The sequence below is a fragment of the Streptococcus tangpeifui genome (genome assembly GCF_011038795.1).
In the GTDB taxonomy this organism is placed as follows: Bacteria; Bacillota; Bacilli; order Lactobacillales; family Streptococcaceae; genus Streptococcus; species Streptococcus tangpeifui.
This window is the reverse complement of record NZ_JAAKDU010000006.1, coordinates 1-15,962: the sequence shown is the minus strand read 5'-3', so window position 1 is coordinate 15,962 and position 15,962 is coordinate 1. Positions and strand designations below refer to the sequence as shown.

Genomic DNA, 15,962 nt, shown 5'->3' with positions numbered 1-15,962 from the left:
CGTGCACTAATTGCCACAAAAAAAGCAGACCCTCAAGGGAACTGCTTCTGATTAGTTTTAATAAGGAGATACTTTTACAAACGGGCGTTCAATTCAGCGCCTAGTTCTTCGAAACCTGGCTTACCAAGAAGGGCAAACATGTTTTTCTTGTAAGCTTCTACACCTGGCTGGTTAAATGGATTGACACCATTGAGGTAACCAGATAGACCGATAGCCAGTTCAAAGAAGTAAATAGTGTAACCCAGTGTATACTCATCCTGTTCTGGAAGAGTCAAGAAAGTATTTGGAACACCGCCATCTGTATGAGCCAAGAGCACACCATCAGTTGCTTTCTTATTGACATAGTCAACATCTTTACCTTGGAGATAGCCCAGCCCATCAAGATCTTCTGTCAATTCTGGAACCGTGATATTCTTGCGAGGCTTTTCAACACGGATAACCGTTTCAAAGAGATTGCGCATCCCTTCTTGGATAAATTGACCGAGTGAATGCAAATCAGTTGAGAAGTTGGCAGATGTTGGGTAAATACCCTTTTGATCCTTACCTTCTGATTCACCAGCCAACTGCTTCCACCACTCGCTAAAGTATTGGAGAGACGGTTCATAATTAGCTAAGATCTCAGTCACATAACCTTTTCTGTAAAGGATGTTACGAATAACAGCATACTGGTAAGCTTCATTTTCTTCAATTTTATCTGATGAGTAAGCCTTACGAGCTGCATTAGCGCCTTCCATCAATTTAGTGATATCAGCTCCTGAAACGGCAATTGGCAAAAGACCAACTGGTGTCAAGACAGTGAAACGACCTCCGACACTATCTGGAACAACGAATGTTTCCCAACCATTAGCATCCGCTTCCACCTTAACAGCACCCTTAGAACGGTCTGTGGTCGCATAAATGCGCTTATTAGCTCCTTCTTGACCATACTTTTTAACCAAGAGCTCCTTAAAAACACGAAAAGCAATAGCAGGCTCTGTCGTTGTACCAGATTTAGAGATAACATTGACAGAAAAATCTTTATCAGCTACGTAGTCAACCAAATCGGCTAAGTAATTTGAAGAAATGGAGTTCCCAGCATAAAGAATTTGCGGTGCTTTACGCTTATCAGCTGGTTGCAAATTGACAAACGCATTATTCAAAAAGTCAATGGCAGCACGAGCACCAAGGTAAGAACCGCCAATACCGATAACAACAAGTACATCGCTATCCGATTGAATTTTAGTTGCTGCTTTTTGGATACGGGCAAATTCTTCCTTATCGTAGGATTCCGGTAAATTAAGCCAGCCAGTCATTTCTCCGCCTTGACCTGATCCATCGCGCAAGATTTTATCAAGCGCTGATACTTGTGGCTGCATATAATCAATTTCCTGAGCTGCTACAAATTTATCAAGCACTTTTGAATAATCAAATTTAATGTGTCCCATTACGTACTCCCTTTAAAAAACAATATTTCTTATACAGTGTACCCTTTTATCACTGATTTTTCAACCTTTTTGATAAAAAAAGAAAACGGTAACAGACCAGCTGCTTCTCCGTCAAACTCATTTGCCTAGCACATTATATCAGTTCTTGTCTCCTTCTTTGACACTCTTTAGGTAGGTGTAAACAATAAGATTAACTGCTTCCTTACATCATTCGGCAGATTTAAGACTTTTACAGATAAACTAGATTAAGTTTAATCAGCCTATAATCAATTGCCCCATACACTATTTTTTATTTTTACAGAATAGGCTAATTTATAAAATTTTTGTCCGTTTTGATAATTGATAAGATAAAAAATCCTATGAAAGCCCGATTTCATAGGATTATTTTCTATACGTAAAAAGAGCACACACTTAACATCGCTTAGGGCTGCTGGATTCCTCCCCTGACCCACTTCACGCGAAAGTGTCGCTCCGATGATTATTATAGCATAATTTTAACAGCCTGCAAACTTGAAAATTAAGTCCGGCTAAGATTGGGCTGGGACTTCTTCTCCCGTCGTTTGCGAAAGAAATCCTGCATAATCCTAGCACAGTCTGCTTCCAGAACACCAGCCTCAACTTGAACGCGATGGTTGAGGCGCTGGTCTCTCAAAATATCATAAAGACTGCCGGCAGCTCCAAATTTTTGGTTAGGAGCTCCATAAATGACTTGAGGAATCCGAGCCAGCCCGATAGCCCCGCTGCACATGACACAGGGCTCAATGGTGACAAAGAGGGCCGTGTCCAAAAGCCGCCAGTTTCCTTCTGCTTGGTTGGCCTGATTGATAGCCATAATCTCGGCGTGCATGATGGCTTGGTTGAGCTCCTCACGCGCATTGTGACCTCGGCCAATAACTTGGCTGTCCTTAACAATAACACAGCCGATGGGAATTTCTTCCTTAGCTAAAGACTTCTGCGCCTCCTTGAGAGCTTCTCGCATGAAGACTTCTTTTTGATTCTGGGTAAACTCCGTCATCCGTTAGCTCCCAGAGCCCAAGCCTTGTGGGGTTCAGCTAATTCTACTGGAATTACTCCAGCATATCCCTGAGTTTGCTCCTGCAGAATTTCCAAGTGCCGGTCGGGATCGATCCCTTGCGGGGGTAGAGGTGGGACATGGGTCAGGACTAATTTTTTCACGCTAGCTTGCTGGGCAATCGTCCCAGCTTCCTTAGAAGTCAGGTGAGCTGGGTGATTTTCATTTCCTTCATAAAGATAGACATCCGCTAAAAAGAGGTCTGCTCCCTTGGCAAAATCAGCTAGACCATCGAAATAACCCGTATCTCCAGTGAAAACTAGGGTTTGTCCAGTTTCTCTTTCCATAATCCGAAAAGCATAGCAGGGAACAGGATGGACCGTCTTGATAAAACTGATGTCAAAAGGACCAATTTGCTGAGTCCCTGCCACATCGTAAACATATCCTTGAGAGACTCCGTCCATGGTCAGCTTGGTGAACTCATCATTATCTTCATCGTGACCATAGATGGGAAGTACCTTTGGTTCCCAGAGGTGTTTGGGATAGAGTTGGAAATAGTGACGCAACACACCTAGATCAGCCACATGATCGGGATGGTAATGACTGATGATGACCGCATCCAAATCCAGCGGACTGATTTCCTTTTCCAGCTCGGTTACGGCCCGACTGCCACAATCCATGAGTAACTGAAAGCCATCATGGCCTGTTACCAAATAAGACGTCGTCCCTCCATCTTGGTAGGGATAGGCTCCCCAGCACCCCAAAGTTGTTAATTTCATAGAATCACCTTCTTTTCTTAGTAGGTCTATTATAACAAAACTCAGATGAAAAATAGGCAGCAAATCCAGTCCTGATTTTGCGATAAAAGGCCATCACTGGACGATGACCTTTATTTATTTTATAACTCAATCCGCTTCCTTCATTAGAATTGGCAGAGTTTCTAAGAGATTTTCGGCATTGACTTCGATGGTGTCTCCAGTCGCTTTGATTTTGACTTCAACAACACCTTCGGCAGCCTTCTTGCCAACGGTAACACGAATTGGCAAGCCAATCAGGTCACTGTCTGAGAATTTAGAGCCAACCCGCTCGTTGCGGTCATCAGTCAGTACTTGGTAGCCAGCTGCTGTCAACTGGTCTTCCAGCACAGCTGTTAAATCTTGCGCTTCTTGATCTTTAATGTTAACTGTAATCAGGTGAACATCAAATGGAGCCAGCTCTTTAGGGAAGTTGATTCCCCAAGCTAAGCGGTAAGCTCCTTTTGGTGTCTTGTTGACGAAGAGACGAGCGTGCTGCTCGATGATCGCTGAGAGAATTCGGCTAACACCAATGCCGTAACACCCCATAATGATTGGGACCGAACGGCCATTTTCATCGAGAATATTGGCTCCCATGCTATCTGAATAACGGGTACCCAATTTAAAGATATGACCGATTTCAATACCACGTGCAAATTTAAGGGTTCCTTGGCCGTCTGGCGATGGTTCTCCCTCCTTAACTTCACGAATATCAACATACGCTTGAGGCGTAAAGTCGCGTTCTGGGTTGACACCAATCAAGTGATAACCATCCTCGTTGGCACCAACAACAGCATTAGCCAGATCTTGAATCTTACGATCAGCAATGATAGTCACTTCTTCTGGGATACCAACTGGCCCCAGTGAACCAAAATGAGCTCCAAAGATAGCCTTAGCCTGTTCTTCATCGGCTGGCTCAAGGAAATCAGCTCCCAGATAATTTTTGAGCTTAACATCATTGACTTGGTCATTGCCAACCAAAAGAGCGACAACTGGATGTTCATCTGCCATAAAGAGTAAGGTCTTGATGGTTTGGCCTTCATCAACTTGCAGGAAGGCTGACACCTCATCAATAGTCTTACATCCTGGGGTTTCAACCTTGGTCAGGTCTTCTTGAATTGTGACAGCCTGACTGGGTTTATAAAGGCTAGTAGCCATTTCCAGATTAGCCGCATAGTTGGATTGGTCAGAATAGGCAATCGTATCTTCTCCTGAAACTAACCAGTTATTGAGTTCTTCTCTAATTTGGACCAGAACATCTTCTGGGATTTCATCCACAGAAGCAATAGATTTATCCAGTACCAACCAGTGCTCTAGATCAGTTCGGTCAGGAGTAACCGCCATAAATTCTTGGCTATCCTTACCGCCCATAGCACCGCCATCACCGATGATGCCCTTGAAGTCAAGACCAGCTCGGGTAAAGATGGCTTCATAGGCCTTGCGGTAATCTTCATAGGTGTCATCCAAGCTGTCGTAATTAGCATGGAAGCTATAACCATCCTTCATAATAAATTCACGCGTCCGCAAGAGACCATTACGAGGACGTTTCTCATCACGATATTTAGACTGAATTTGGTAGAGATTTACTGGCAGCTGTTTGTAAGATTTTACCGCATCTCGCACGATGGCTGTAAAGGTTTCTTCATGGGTTGGTCCTAGGATGAAGTCAGCCTGATCACGATTTTTTAGTTTATAGAGGTCTTCACCGTAGGTATCGTAACGACCGGATTCCTTCCAGAGGTCTGCCGTCAAAAGAGCGGGTGCCAGCATTTCCACTGCACCAATCTTATCAAATTCTTCCCGCATGATGGTTTTGAATTTCTCAATAACCCGATTAGCCAGAGGGAGGTAGGAGTAAACGCCTGAGGTAACTTGGCGGACATAACCAGCCCGAACCATGAGAGCGTGACTGATAACCTGAGCATCACTTGGCATTTCACGCAAGGTTGGAATCAACATTTGAGACTGTTTCATGAGTTTTTTCGCCCTATCGCTGGACAAGGCTTTCCTTTCAACTAGAGTAATGACTGTAGGGAAACTAATTTTTAGAAGAAGGCCCGCATGATGTCGTTCCAAGTGACGGCAACCATGAGTACCAACATAATAGCCACACCAACTAAGGTGATATAGGTTTCTGTTTCCTGCCTAAGCGGCTTACGGCGAATCGCCTCAATGATATTAATGAGAATCTTACCGCCATCTAAAGCTGGGATAGGGAAAAGGTTGACCACTCCCAGATTCATAGACAGCATCCCCATCAAGAAAAGGACATCCACAAAGCCTGAGTGGGCTGCTTGACCGACCATTTGGTACATGGCGACAGGCCCTCCCAACTTATTGAGGCTGAAATGGAGAATAATATTCCCCACAGCCCGAATCAATTGGGTCATGGCAGTCAGGGCTAAATTGAAGCCACCAACTAACTTCCCCCAAAAATCGGTTTTCATAGCTTGCTGAACACCAATTAGATAGCTGCCATTAACCTTTTTGGGCTTGACCTTCACCTTTTTAATGTGCTTAGATTTATCTTGGATAGTGAGATTAATCTGCTCGTCCTTTTTTAACCCCTTGGTCGAGCTGGCAACTGCCTCAGTTAGGTCACTCCAATTCTCAACCTTTTTATCCGCAATACTTAAAATCCTATCGCCAGACTTAATTCCAGCCGCTTGAGCTGGTCCGCCATCAGCAACACGAATAGCATTGGTATTAGGATTTGGTGCTCCCCCCTGTATGAAAACCATGATAATGAGAACCACAGTTCCCAAAATAAAATTATTCATGGGACCGGCAAAGTTGGTAATCATCCGTCCCCAGACGCTGGCATTCTGATACTGAACATCCAGCGGAGCAATCCGAATTTCAGTCCCGTCTTCTTCAATAATTGTAGCATCATGATCAACCGAATAGGTCTTGGTTTCATCAAGAACCAAACCCGTGATGTGCAACTGATCTTCCAAATCGTAGGCGGTCACATTCATGGGCAGGCTGTCAGTATCCAGTTGTTTATCAGACAGATTAATCCGACTGACAAGACCCTGATCATTTAAAGTCAAGCTGACGGGTGTTCCTGTCTTAATTTCTGTCTTGTCGTCGCCCCATCCAGCCATCCGAACATAACCGCCAAGAGGTAGCATACGGATGGTATAAGCCGTTCCATCCTGCCCAATATGGGCAAAAATCTTTGGCCCCATCCCGATGGCGAATTCACGAACCAGAATGCCAGATTTTTTAGCGAAATAAAAATGACCAAATTCATGCACCGTCACGATGACACCAAAGACGATGATAAAAATAATAATGTTTAAAAGCATTGATAACCTCTAAATAATGCTGGGTAGGCTTAACCCCCAGTTCTTAGAATAATCCAAAGAAATGCATAATTGGAAAAACAAAAATCATACTGTCGAAACGGTCTAAGATACCACCGTGGCCAGGAATTAATTTCCCAGAATCTTTAACACCAAAATGACGCTTAATGGCGCTTTCTACCAAATCGCCAAATTGGGCAAAGATACTAAAGACAACAACTAAAATCATGGTAATTAGGAAGGATTTGGGACTGTAAACAGACTTGTCCACCAGCATGAAAATCAAAGAGACAATCAAGGCTGAGAGAATTCCTCCCAGACTACCCTCAATAGTCTTGTTGGGGGATACCTTTGGCATGAGCTTATTTTGACCGAATTGCCGACCAATCATATAGGCACCGATGTCAGTTGCCCAGACAATAAAGATGGCGAAAAGAACTTTATTAATACTATCCAGCCGAGCATTGACCAAATTTTGGAAACCAAAACCAATATAGACAGCTGAAGCAATTGGAAAGACCGCATCATCGAAAGAATAAGTATCACTATTGAGTACCGTGCCAGCCAAAATTATAAAGCTAAGTAAACCAAAGCAGGTCCAACTAGCATCTAGGGGCAAGAAGGTCAGATAGGTCCCCATAGGAACCGTCAGGACAAAGGCTGCCAACATGGCTAGAACTCCCTCAAAAGAAAAAATTTCTAACCCTTTCATCTTAAAAAGCTCGGAGATACCAATCATAGCCAAAACTCCGACAAATAATTGGAAGGGGAGGTGCCCCAGCACTAAAAAAGCCAGAAAAATGACGCCCGCAATCCCTCCGTAAATTACACGTTCACGCATACTTGTCTCCTCTTAGACACCACCAAAACGTCTTTGGCGGTGGTTGAATTCTGCAATAGCCTTGACTAGCTCGTCTTCATTGAAATCAGGCCAAAGCACCTTGGTAAAGTAAAACTCACTGTAGGCTGCCTGCCAAGGCAGGAAGTTACTAAGTCGCAGCTCTCCACTCGTTCGAATAATCAGATCAGGATCGCGGTACAAATAAGGAAGTGCGCTAGTCATCAAATGCTTAGCAAGCAATTCCTCATCAATAGTCTCAGGTTGCAAGTGGCCATCTTTCACCTCTTGTGCCAGAGTCTTAACAGCTGCTGTAATCTCTGCTCGGCCACCGTAGTTGAGAGCAAAATTTAAGATCAGCCCTGAGTTATGCCGGGTCTTAGCACAGGCCCGCTCCATAGCCTCAAAAGTAGCCTGAGGCAGCTTACTGGTATCCCCGATAACCTGAACCCGAACATTGTTTTGATGGAGTTCAGGAACATATTTATCAAAGAACTCAACCGGTAGGTTCATAATGAATTTAACTTCATCAGCAGGTCGTGACCAGTTTTCTGTTGAAAAGGCATAGACCGTCAGGACCTTAATGCCTAGCTCAGAAGCCTTGATGGTCACTCTTTGCAAAGCATCCATACCAGCCTTATGTCCCATAACACGTGGTTGCAGGCGTTTCTTAGCCCAGCGGCCATTACCATCCATAATAATCCCAATATGTTTAGGAATTTTTTCCAGACTTTGCGTCTCTTGTTTTTTCTTAAACTTAAATACAGCCATACTCTTAGAATTTTACCATAAATCAAGGGAGATTGCACTTTTAGTTGTGGCACGCAATCAGTAACTTCAAAAAGTTGGCTGTCCTGCTCTTATAAAAAGTCCATCGACAGCATTAAAAAACGAACAAAGTTAGAGTTCTGATGAAGAAAATTCTAATTTTGTTCATTTTTGGCTTTTAGTATTAAGAAATATGGAATAGTGGCAAAGAAATTCCAAAATGAAAATTGTTTTGCCCAGCAACAGCGAATCTTGAACCTGACTATTGACTGACTTGAATAAGAATCAATCCAACAGCAGATAAAGGAACTTGCTGAATAAATCCTAGTGACAATAACAAGAAAAAAACTCTTAGCTAAAGCCAAGAGCTTAGTCATGCGGGCGATTTACATCGCAATCCCGATTCTTTAGAAGCTAACGCTTCAAGGGCAGCATCGAAGCCTGTTGAGAGTTCTCAACCTGATTTTCCTGCCATTACTCCCCTGTATTTTACCACTCAGGAAGAATATATGTCAACGATTAAATCAGGCTATCACGTTATCTCTAAGCGAGAACTGAGTCGCTTTAATAAGTTTACGCCGGGTTTGCCATCAACAGCTCAGTGGTGATAGACTGAGCAGCCCCAGATTTTAAATAAATTCCTTAGTCTTCAATAGCTGATTCTACTTCATCATTATCGTTCGCTTGGTCATCAGTTGACTCAGCTGAAACTACAGAAGTATCCGCTGGCGAGGCATTGACTTTTAAAATTGAACGGCTCAGGTCGAAAGTCAAATAAACCCCTTCAACATCAAGAACGATACGGTTGTTGGCTTGGTCGACTTCATCAACGGTCGCAATTAAACCACCGATAGTTTCGACTTCTGCTCCCTTGACTAGCTTATTTTGCATATCATCACGTGCTTGTCTTTGCTTCTTTTGGGCACGTGAATTAACAAATATCATTCCTCCGAGAAAGATGGCTAAAATAAGAATTGTAGTGTATTGCATAAAAATCCCTCCAAAATATAACTAATCATAACTATATCAAATTTTGCCAAGGCGGGCAAGAAAACTTGCTAGATATAACTAAGGTAAAGATCCTAAATCAGTACCGTTTGTAGCGATCTATTTCCCTTCTTTCTCATATCCAGCAGACCCTTTCAATCCCGGTTTTATGCTATAATAGAGGCATTATGGATAAACTGATTAAAACAATTGCAACATCTGGCTCTTTCCGGGCCTATATCTTGGATAGTACCGAAACTGTTCGGGATGCCCAAGACAAACACCACACCCTGTCATCATCAACGGTCGCTTTGGGACGAACCTTAATTGCCAATCAAATTTTAGCTGCCAATCAAAAAGGTGAAGCCAAAGTAACGGTTAAGGTTATCGGCAACAGTTCTTTTGGCCATATTATTTCCGTCGCAGATACGGCTGGTCATGTTAAAGGCTACATCCAAAATCCCGGTGTTGATATTAAGAAAACTGCGACTGGTGAGGTCTTAGTGGGACCTTTCATGGGGCAGGGACAATTTGTCTCCATCATTGACTATGGAACAGGTCGTCCTTATACTTCGGCAACGCCATTGATTTCCGGAGAAATCGGTGAGGACTTTGCCTACTACTTGACTGAAAGTGAACAGACTCCGTCTGCTGTAGGCCTCAATGTCCTCTTGGATGACAAGGATCAAGTCAAGGTAGCTGGAGGATTTATGCTTCAGGTCCTACCAGATGCCAAAGAAGAAGACATTGCTCGTTTCGAGAAACGTATTCAAGAGATGCCTGCCATTTCCACTCTTTTAGAGTCCGACAACCACACTCAGGCTTTGATCGATGCCCTCTATGGTGACGACTCTTACAAGATTTTGGCTGAGGAAGAGTTGAGTTTTGCCTGCGATTGTAGCAAGGGACGTTTTCGGGCTGCTCTGGCCAGTCTGGGTAAAGATGAACTACAGGCCATGAAGGATGAAGACCATGGTGCTGAAATCACCTGCCAGTTCTGTGGTAAAACTTACAACTTTGATGAAAAAGATCTGGAGGAAATTATTGATGACCAAGCTTAACTCGTCCTTTATGATTGGGAATGTAGAAATTCCCCACCGTACAGTTCTAGCTCCCATGGCTGGTGTGACTAATTCAGCCTTTCGAACTATCGCTAAGGAATTTGGAGCTGGTTTAGCTGTTATGGAGATGGTTTCTGATAAGGGAATCCTCTACAATAACGAAAAAACCCTCCACATGCTTCACATTGACAAAGGTGAGCACCCTGTTTCCATCCAACTCTTTGGTAACGACGGCGATAGCTTAGCACGAGCTGCTGAATTTATCCAAACCAATACTGAGACTGATATGGTTGATATCAACATGGGCTGCCCTGTCAATAAGATTGTCAAAAATGAAGCTGGGGCCATGTGGCTCAAGGATCCTGAAAAGATTTATCAGGTGGTAAAAACTGTTAAGTCTGTCCTCAATATCCCACTGACTGTTAAAATGCGGACAGGTTGGGCTGACAGCTCCTTAGCTGTGGAAAATGCTCTGGCTGCAGAGGAAGCTGGGGTGGCTGCTTTGGCCATGCACGGTCGGACCCGTGAGCAGATGTACACTGGTCACTGTGACTATGAAACCCTAGCTAGAGTAGCCGAAACCCTCAAAACAATTCCTTTCATTGGTAATGGAGATATTAAGACCGTTGAAGACGCTAGGTTCATGCTGGAAGAGATCGGCACCGATGCTGTTATGATTGGTCGTGGAGCCCTCAACAATCCCTATCTCTTTACCCAAATCAACCACTACTTCGAGACTGGGGAAATCCTACCTAATCTTACCTTCGTTAAAAAGTTAGAGATTGCCTATGACCACCTCAGCCGTCTAGTTGCTCTTAAGGGTGAAAAGATTGCTGTACGAGAATTCCGCGGCTTAGCTCCTTACTATCTGCGAGGAACCTCTGGTGCTGCTAAAATCCGTGGAGCTGTCGCTCGGGCTGAAAACCTAGCTCAGGTCAAGGAAATCTTTGATGGTATTCCAACCTAAGAGATTTCTGTTCCGAAGCATTTGAATGGGAAGATTCATGAAAAATAGACTACCGTTGGCCTTAACAGGGCTCTTACTGGGACTGACTGCTCTGGCTAACTTAATTTTAAAATTTGTCAATCAGCTCGCAGCTCAAGGACTGCTCTTTCTAAGTCTAGGGCTGTGGCTTCTTTTAACAGCTTATCTCTGTCTGGAGAAGCAAGACTGTCAAAAACAATTGACCAGCCTCTTAGCAGCTTCAACTTTTCCAACCTATTTCATGGCTATGATGCTTGCTCCTTTGATTCTTCCTCTAGCAAAGCCTTACCTACTTAGCATTTGGGCTGTCGGTTTATTTGGACACTTGGTCTTTCTGGCAATTTTTAGTATAAGGGCTAAAAGACAAGCAACTTGGGAGCAAGTCTATCCAGGTTGGTTTGTTATCTATGTTGGACCAGCCGCTGCTTCTATAACAGCTAGAGCTGTTGGACAGCTACTTCTTGGGCAGATGATTTTTTATCTGACCTTTCTAGCTTATTTGGTACTGATGATTGCCTTGCTCTATCGATTATCTCAGTGGCCTTTGGGTGAGCAGGAATTACCCAACATGGCCATCATGGCTGCTCCGAGTTCTCTCCTACTTTTAGCCTTCTTACAGCTTCACCCTTTTGGACAACCTGTTTTTCTAACTCTCCTACTCTTACTATCGCAAGGATTTTATTGGGGAACCTTTCTCTATCTTGTATGCCATATCAAAACTTGGTTTGCTCCCAGTTTTTCAGCCTTCACCTTCCCCAGTGTCAGTACAGCGACGGCCTTAAAATTAAGTTTGACTAGACTACGTTTATCTCAGAACTGGTTTATTGGTTTGAGTACTTTTGAAATTAGTTTAGCTACAGTTATTGTTGTCTATGTTACTCTTGCTTATTGCCTCTATCTCCTTAGATCTCGAAACTAACTTGGACTCAAAAGCAATTTCTACTCGATTTATAGGAATAGCATAGTTCGTGGCTTAATGGTATGACTTTGACTGTAATCGTAACCCTTATCTTCTTTTAACCATCATTTATCTCATATCCAGTTTTTTAAATCTTTATATAAGAGTCGTGGTCTGGGAAAAAGGTTCAACGGGAACACACAGGCCCCCTTTTACTACTCACATTCAGAGGGAGAGTAAAATTCACCACAAGCACCTTCACTCTGATTATTTCTTAATTATGCCGGAGCTAGTACAAACAAATGAGTCGCCTACATGACTCGGTACTTTTATATATATAGGCTAGAGCGACTCGCCGATAACTAAAAGGAGTGAAACTAGTCATTTAAACTCTATAGACTAAAACCAACCTAGAATTAAACTTCTAGGTTGGTTTTTTTATCTCATACCAGATTAAATTTCAAGACTCCTTTATGGCTGCCAATTTTCAGGTTTGCACCTGGTTTTAATTGGCCAGACAAGAGCAATTCAGATAACTTATCTTCAATTTCTATTTGGATGGTCCGACGTAGCGGACGAGCTCCCATTTCAGGGTCATAACCATGCTCTGCCAAAAGTTTGAGAGCAGACGGCTGAACCTTTAGAACGATATTTTTTTCAGCCAAAGTAACTTCCAGCGGCTTAATCATCAACTTAACAACTTGACGCATGTGATCTGGTGTCAAACTATGGAAAACAATCTTCTCATCAATTCGATTAATGAATTCCGGACGGTAGGTTTTCTTGAGTTCTTCCATAATCCGACTCTGCATAGCTTCATAGTCATGACTAATGGCTTTGGCCCCAAACCCAACAGTCTTATCATCACGCAAGGCAGTTGCTCCCAGATTGCTAGTCATGATGATGATAGTATTAGAAAAATCAACCTTACGGCCGCGGCTGTCAGTTAATACCCCATCATCCAAAACTTGCAAGAGAACATTAAAAATATCTGGATGGGCCTTTTCTACCTCATCAAAAAGGAGAACAGAGTAGGGTTTCTGCCGAACTTTTTCAGTCAACTCGCCACCTTCTTCATAGCCAACATAACCCGGAGGAGCCCCGTTGAGGCGACTGGCAGCAAATTTTTCCATGTACTCAGACATATCAAAGCGAATCAAAGCCGACTCATCATCAAAGAGGAGCTCAGCTAGAGCCTTGGCCAACTCAGTCTTACCAACCCCAGTTGGCCCTAAGAACATAAAAGAGCCGATTGGACGCTTACCTGTTCGAATGCCCGATTGGTTCCGGCGGATCGCTCTAGACACAGCAGATACGGCATCCTCTTGACCAATAACCCGTTTGTGGAGTTCCCTTTCTAGATTGAGGTAGCGCTGGTTGTCAGCCTGAGTCATCTTCTCTAGCGGAATACCAGACAGCTTACTAAGGGTCCGCAGAATGTCTTCTTCTCCGACAACAACAGGTTTACGAATCTTTTGCTTATCCTCCGCACGAAGTAGATCTGCAACTGCTCCTAGATCTCCCGATAAGAGGGCTTGGTCGGCTGAACTTAGGAATGTTGGCAGAGAACGTTTAACCGTATTTTGCACCATGGCACTGGTCTCATCCAGTAAATCAATAGCTGAATCCGGAAGATTCTTGCTGATTAAATAGCGATGGGCCGATTTTACAGTCGTCAAAATAGCTTGTTCAGAGATGATAACATTGTGGTAGACCTCATAGCTTCCTTTAAGTCCCAAAAGAATCTGATAGGCCTCATCAACTGAAGGTTCTTCAATTAAAACTCTGGCAAAACGACGCGAAAGGGCGGCATCTTTTTCAATGTGCTTAGAATATTCCTCCTGAGTCGTTGCTCCAATCATGTGGAGGGTTCCCCTTGAAAGTGCTGGTTTGAGAATATTGGCAGCATCTAAAGTGCTATCAATTCCGCTTCCAGATCCCATGATAGTATGGACTTCATCAACAAAGAGGATAATATGACCATCTGCTTCGATATCAGCAATAATCTGATTCATCCGCTCTTCGAAATCGCCTCGGAAACGGGTGCCCGCTACAACTGACATCATATCCAATTCTAAAACTCGGAATTCAGCTAGTTCATAAGGGACCTCTCCCTCAACAATTCTCTGCGCTAGACCGTAAGCCAAGGCTGTTTTACCAACACCAGCATCACCGACTAAAACAGGATTATTTTTAGTTTTACGGCTGAGAATTTGTAAGATACGAGTAATTTCTTCATCACGGCCTACAACTCTATCCAATTGACCTTGACTGGCCAAAGCTGTCAGATCTCTTGTGAAATCAGCTAAATCACCAGCAGTGGGTTGAGGACCCATCATATTACTAAAGTTGTTATTACCAGATTTCTTAGGCTTAGCCAAGTCAAAAATGGCTTTAACATCTTCCTTAGAAAAACCAGCATAACGCTCTAAGACCTTACGCAGATCAATCAGACGCAGTGTATCTTTACCTTCGTCTTGAAAACGAAAGCCAACCTGCTCTAAAATCCGCGCTGCTAGATTATCGCGGCCAAACATCATAGATAAAAGAACATGCTCACTGCCAATTTCAGGTGCCTTAACCGCTCGAGCAATCCGACCAGCATAAGCCAAAACACGCTCCAAGGCTCTTGAAGCTGGTAAAAGCTCTTGGACCTTGACAGTTTTAAGGGGCTTGCGGCGGATCACCAAGACAGCTGCATCCTCATACTCGTCTAAATCAATTTGATCAGCAAAATCCATCAAAGCCAGGTGAGCCACCGTCTCATCAGTATCGACCATAGCCAAAAAAACATGCCAAGTTTCCAAAAATCGACTTTGAAAACGAGTGGCTTGATACTGAGCTCGGCTAAAGATTTCTTGCATTTTAAGAGAATAATCAGTCATCTGGATTTCCTTTTCTATCTACTCGTTGAATAATTTTCTTAAGCATCCGGGCGCGAATTTGTGGAGCATCAGCACCTAGGACATCATCAGAGGATGAAGCCAGGATAATATTTCCTTCTCGCTCGCTAATAATTCCTTGATCATAGAGCTGTTGGATAAGATCATCAAAGACTTGACTGCTGATAGCTTCTCCAATAGAATTGGCCAGAGCATTAAGTAGGTGGTGTTTATCCGAAAAAGCAACTTTAGCAATACGGATATAACCGCCTCCACCCCGCTTACTTTCAACCACATAGCCACGACTTTCAGTAAAACGAGTCTTGATAACATAGTTAATCTGGCTAGGAACAACATCGAAAGAGTCCGCTAAGTGAGAACGTTTAAGCTCCACAATCCCCGACTGGGCCAAAATATTTTTAATATATTCTTCGATACTATCCGAAGTATTTTTTACAGGCATAGACTCCCCTTCCTTATCTTTGACTAACTTTGACTATTATACCTTAAAAGAGAAAATTTTAAAAGCTAAAAGCAAGAACTCAACAAGAGGAAAACCACCCCAAAAGAAAGATGCCCCTATTATCTCTCTCCATTGACTCATTCCTTTTTCACTTCTCTGAGAGCAAGCATTAACATGTATAACGGCTAAATAAAGATTATAGTTTGAACAAGAATAGTTATACCTTAGCATTCCAAGAATATACAAATCACCCCACAAACGGATCAAATACGGCTTTTAAAAAGACTCTAAAATCCCTTTCATCTTCATCGAAATTGGTAGCTTCTCTTCTCATTCACTTGACAAAAAGAAGGTGAGCTTAGTCTTCCTCCCATACCAGACTATAAGTCACCCACTACAGTTGACAAAGAGCCGAGACCTGTCCAAGCAAGTCTAATAAATAAAAAAAGAGTTCCCTTAAGAACTCCCTCCAGTCACATCTCTACTCCACCAGTAGGACTCGAACCTACGACATCATGATTAACAGTCATGCGCTACTACCA

Annotated in this window: 13 protein-coding genes, 1 other RNA gene and 1 pseudogene; 4 read left to right on the top strand and 11 right to left on the bottom strand. The window is 43.1% G+C overall.

Annotated elements, in window-relative coordinates:
* Positions 1-74: 74 nt before the first annotated feature.
* From G7Y32_RS06315 to uppS, 8 genes are all read right to left on the bottom strand, one after another.
* The gene (locus G7Y32_RS06315) at positions 75-1,424 is read right to left on the bottom strand and encodes a glucose-6-phosphate isomerase (RefSeq protein ID WP_165212143.1); all 1,350 of its coding nucleotides are present in this window, start codon (positions 1,422-1,424) and stop codon (positions 75-77) included.
* Positions 1,425-1,819: 395 nt separating this feature from the next.
* Positions 1,820-1,900, bottom strand: an RNA gene (gene ffs, locus G7Y32_RS06310) — signal recognition particle sRNA small type.
* 41 nt (positions 1,901-1,941) lie between these two features.
* Positions 1,942-2,439, bottom strand: coding sequence for a tRNA adenosine(34) deaminase TadA (gene tadA / locus G7Y32_RS06305; protein WP_165212141.1), 498 nt, complete (start codon positions 2,437-2,439; stop codon positions 1,942-1,944).
* Positions 2,436-3,215: an MBL fold metallo-hydrolase gene (locus G7Y32_RS06300; protein ID WP_165212139.1), complete on the bottom strand. Its 780-nt coding sequence runs from the start codon at positions 3,213-3,215 to the stop codon at positions 2,436-2,438. The genes tadA and G7Y32_RS06300 overlap by 4 nt, the downstream gene beginning before the upstream one ends.
* A gap of 126 nt (positions 3,216-3,341) precedes the next feature.
* On the bottom strand, positions 3,342-5,204 hold the full coding sequence (locus G7Y32_RS06295) for a proline--tRNA ligase (RefSeq protein WP_206221359.1): 1,863 nt from the start codon (positions 5,202-5,204) through the stop codon (positions 3,342-3,344).
* 71 nt (positions 5,205-5,275) lie between these two features.
* Positions 5,276-6,541 (bottom strand): RIP metalloprotease RseP, encoded by a 1,266-nt coding sequence (gene rseP, locus G7Y32_RS06290; protein ID WP_165212137.1) that lies wholly within the window; start codon positions 6,539-6,541, stop codon positions 5,276-5,278.
* A gap of 43 nt (positions 6,542-6,584) precedes the next feature.
* Positions 6,585-7,379, bottom strand: a complete 795-nt coding sequence (locus G7Y32_RS06285) for a phosphatidate cytidylyltransferase (RefSeq protein WP_165212135.1) — start codon at positions 7,377-7,379, stop codon at positions 6,585-6,587.
* 12 nt (positions 7,380-7,391) lie between these two features.
* Entirely contained in the window at positions 7,392-8,147 is a 756-nt protein-coding gene (gene uppS, locus G7Y32_RS06280) for an undecaprenyl pyrophosphate synthase (RefSeq protein ID WP_165212133.1), read from the bottom strand.
* Positions 8,148-8,503: 356 nt separating this feature from the next.
* On the opposite strand from uppS, the pseudogene G7Y32_RS10495 reads away from it, so the two are divergent.
* Positions 8,504-8,749: pseudogene (locus tag G7Y32_RS10495) on the top strand (hypothetical protein); the annotation flags it as partial.
* A 37-nt stretch (positions 8,750-8,786) separates the two neighbouring features.
* Here the strand turns inward: G7Y32_RS10495 and yajC are convergent.
* The gene (gene yajC / locus G7Y32_RS06270; RefSeq protein ID WP_165212131.1) at positions 8,787-9,134 is read right to left on the bottom strand and encodes a preprotein translocase subunit YajC; all 348 of its coding nucleotides are present in this window, start codon (positions 9,132-9,134) and stop codon (positions 8,787-8,789) included.
* A 185-nt stretch (positions 9,135-9,319) separates the two neighbouring features.
* Here yajC and hslO point away from each other — a divergent pair, with 185 nt between their 5' ends.
* Genes hslO through G7Y32_RS06255 form a run of 3 tightly spaced genes read left to right on the top strand, consistent with a single transcriptional unit; the run spans position 9,320 to position 12,096 of the window.
* The gene (gene hslO, locus G7Y32_RS06265) at positions 9,320-10,192 is read left to right on the top strand and encodes an Hsp33 family molecular chaperone HslO (protein ID WP_165212129.1); all 873 of its coding nucleotides are present in this window, start codon (positions 9,320-9,322) and stop codon (positions 10,190-10,192) included.
* A complete protein-coding gene (gene dusB / locus G7Y32_RS06260; RefSeq protein ID WP_165212127.1) occupies positions 10,179-11,159 on the top strand; it encodes a tRNA dihydrouridine synthase DusB in 981 nt (326 codons plus the stop codon). Before hslO ends, dusB begins: the two co-directional genes overlap by 14 nt.
* 37 nt (positions 11,160-11,196) lie before the next feature.
* Positions 11,197-12,096, top strand: a complete 900-nt coding sequence (locus G7Y32_RS06255) for an SLAC1 family transporter (protein ID WP_346773317.1) — start codon at positions 11,197-11,199, stop codon at positions 12,094-12,096.
* Between the two features lie 422 nt (positions 12,097-12,518).
* On the opposite strand, the gene G7Y32_RS06250 is transcribed toward G7Y32_RS06255, so the two are convergent.
* Entirely contained in the window at positions 12,519-14,960 is a 2,442-nt protein-coding gene (locus tag G7Y32_RS06250) for an ATP-dependent Clp protease ATP-binding subunit (RefSeq protein ID WP_165212125.1), read from the bottom strand.
* Positions 14,953-15,420 carry a CtsR family transcriptional regulator gene (locus G7Y32_RS06245; RefSeq protein ID WP_165212123.1) on the bottom strand — a complete coding sequence of 156 codons (468 nt, stop codon included), beginning with the start codon at positions 15,418-15,420 and terminating at the stop codon, positions 14,953-14,955. Before G7Y32_RS06245 ends, G7Y32_RS06250 begins: the two co-directional genes overlap by 8 nt.
* Between the last annotated feature and the right edge of the window lie 542 nt (positions 15,421-15,962).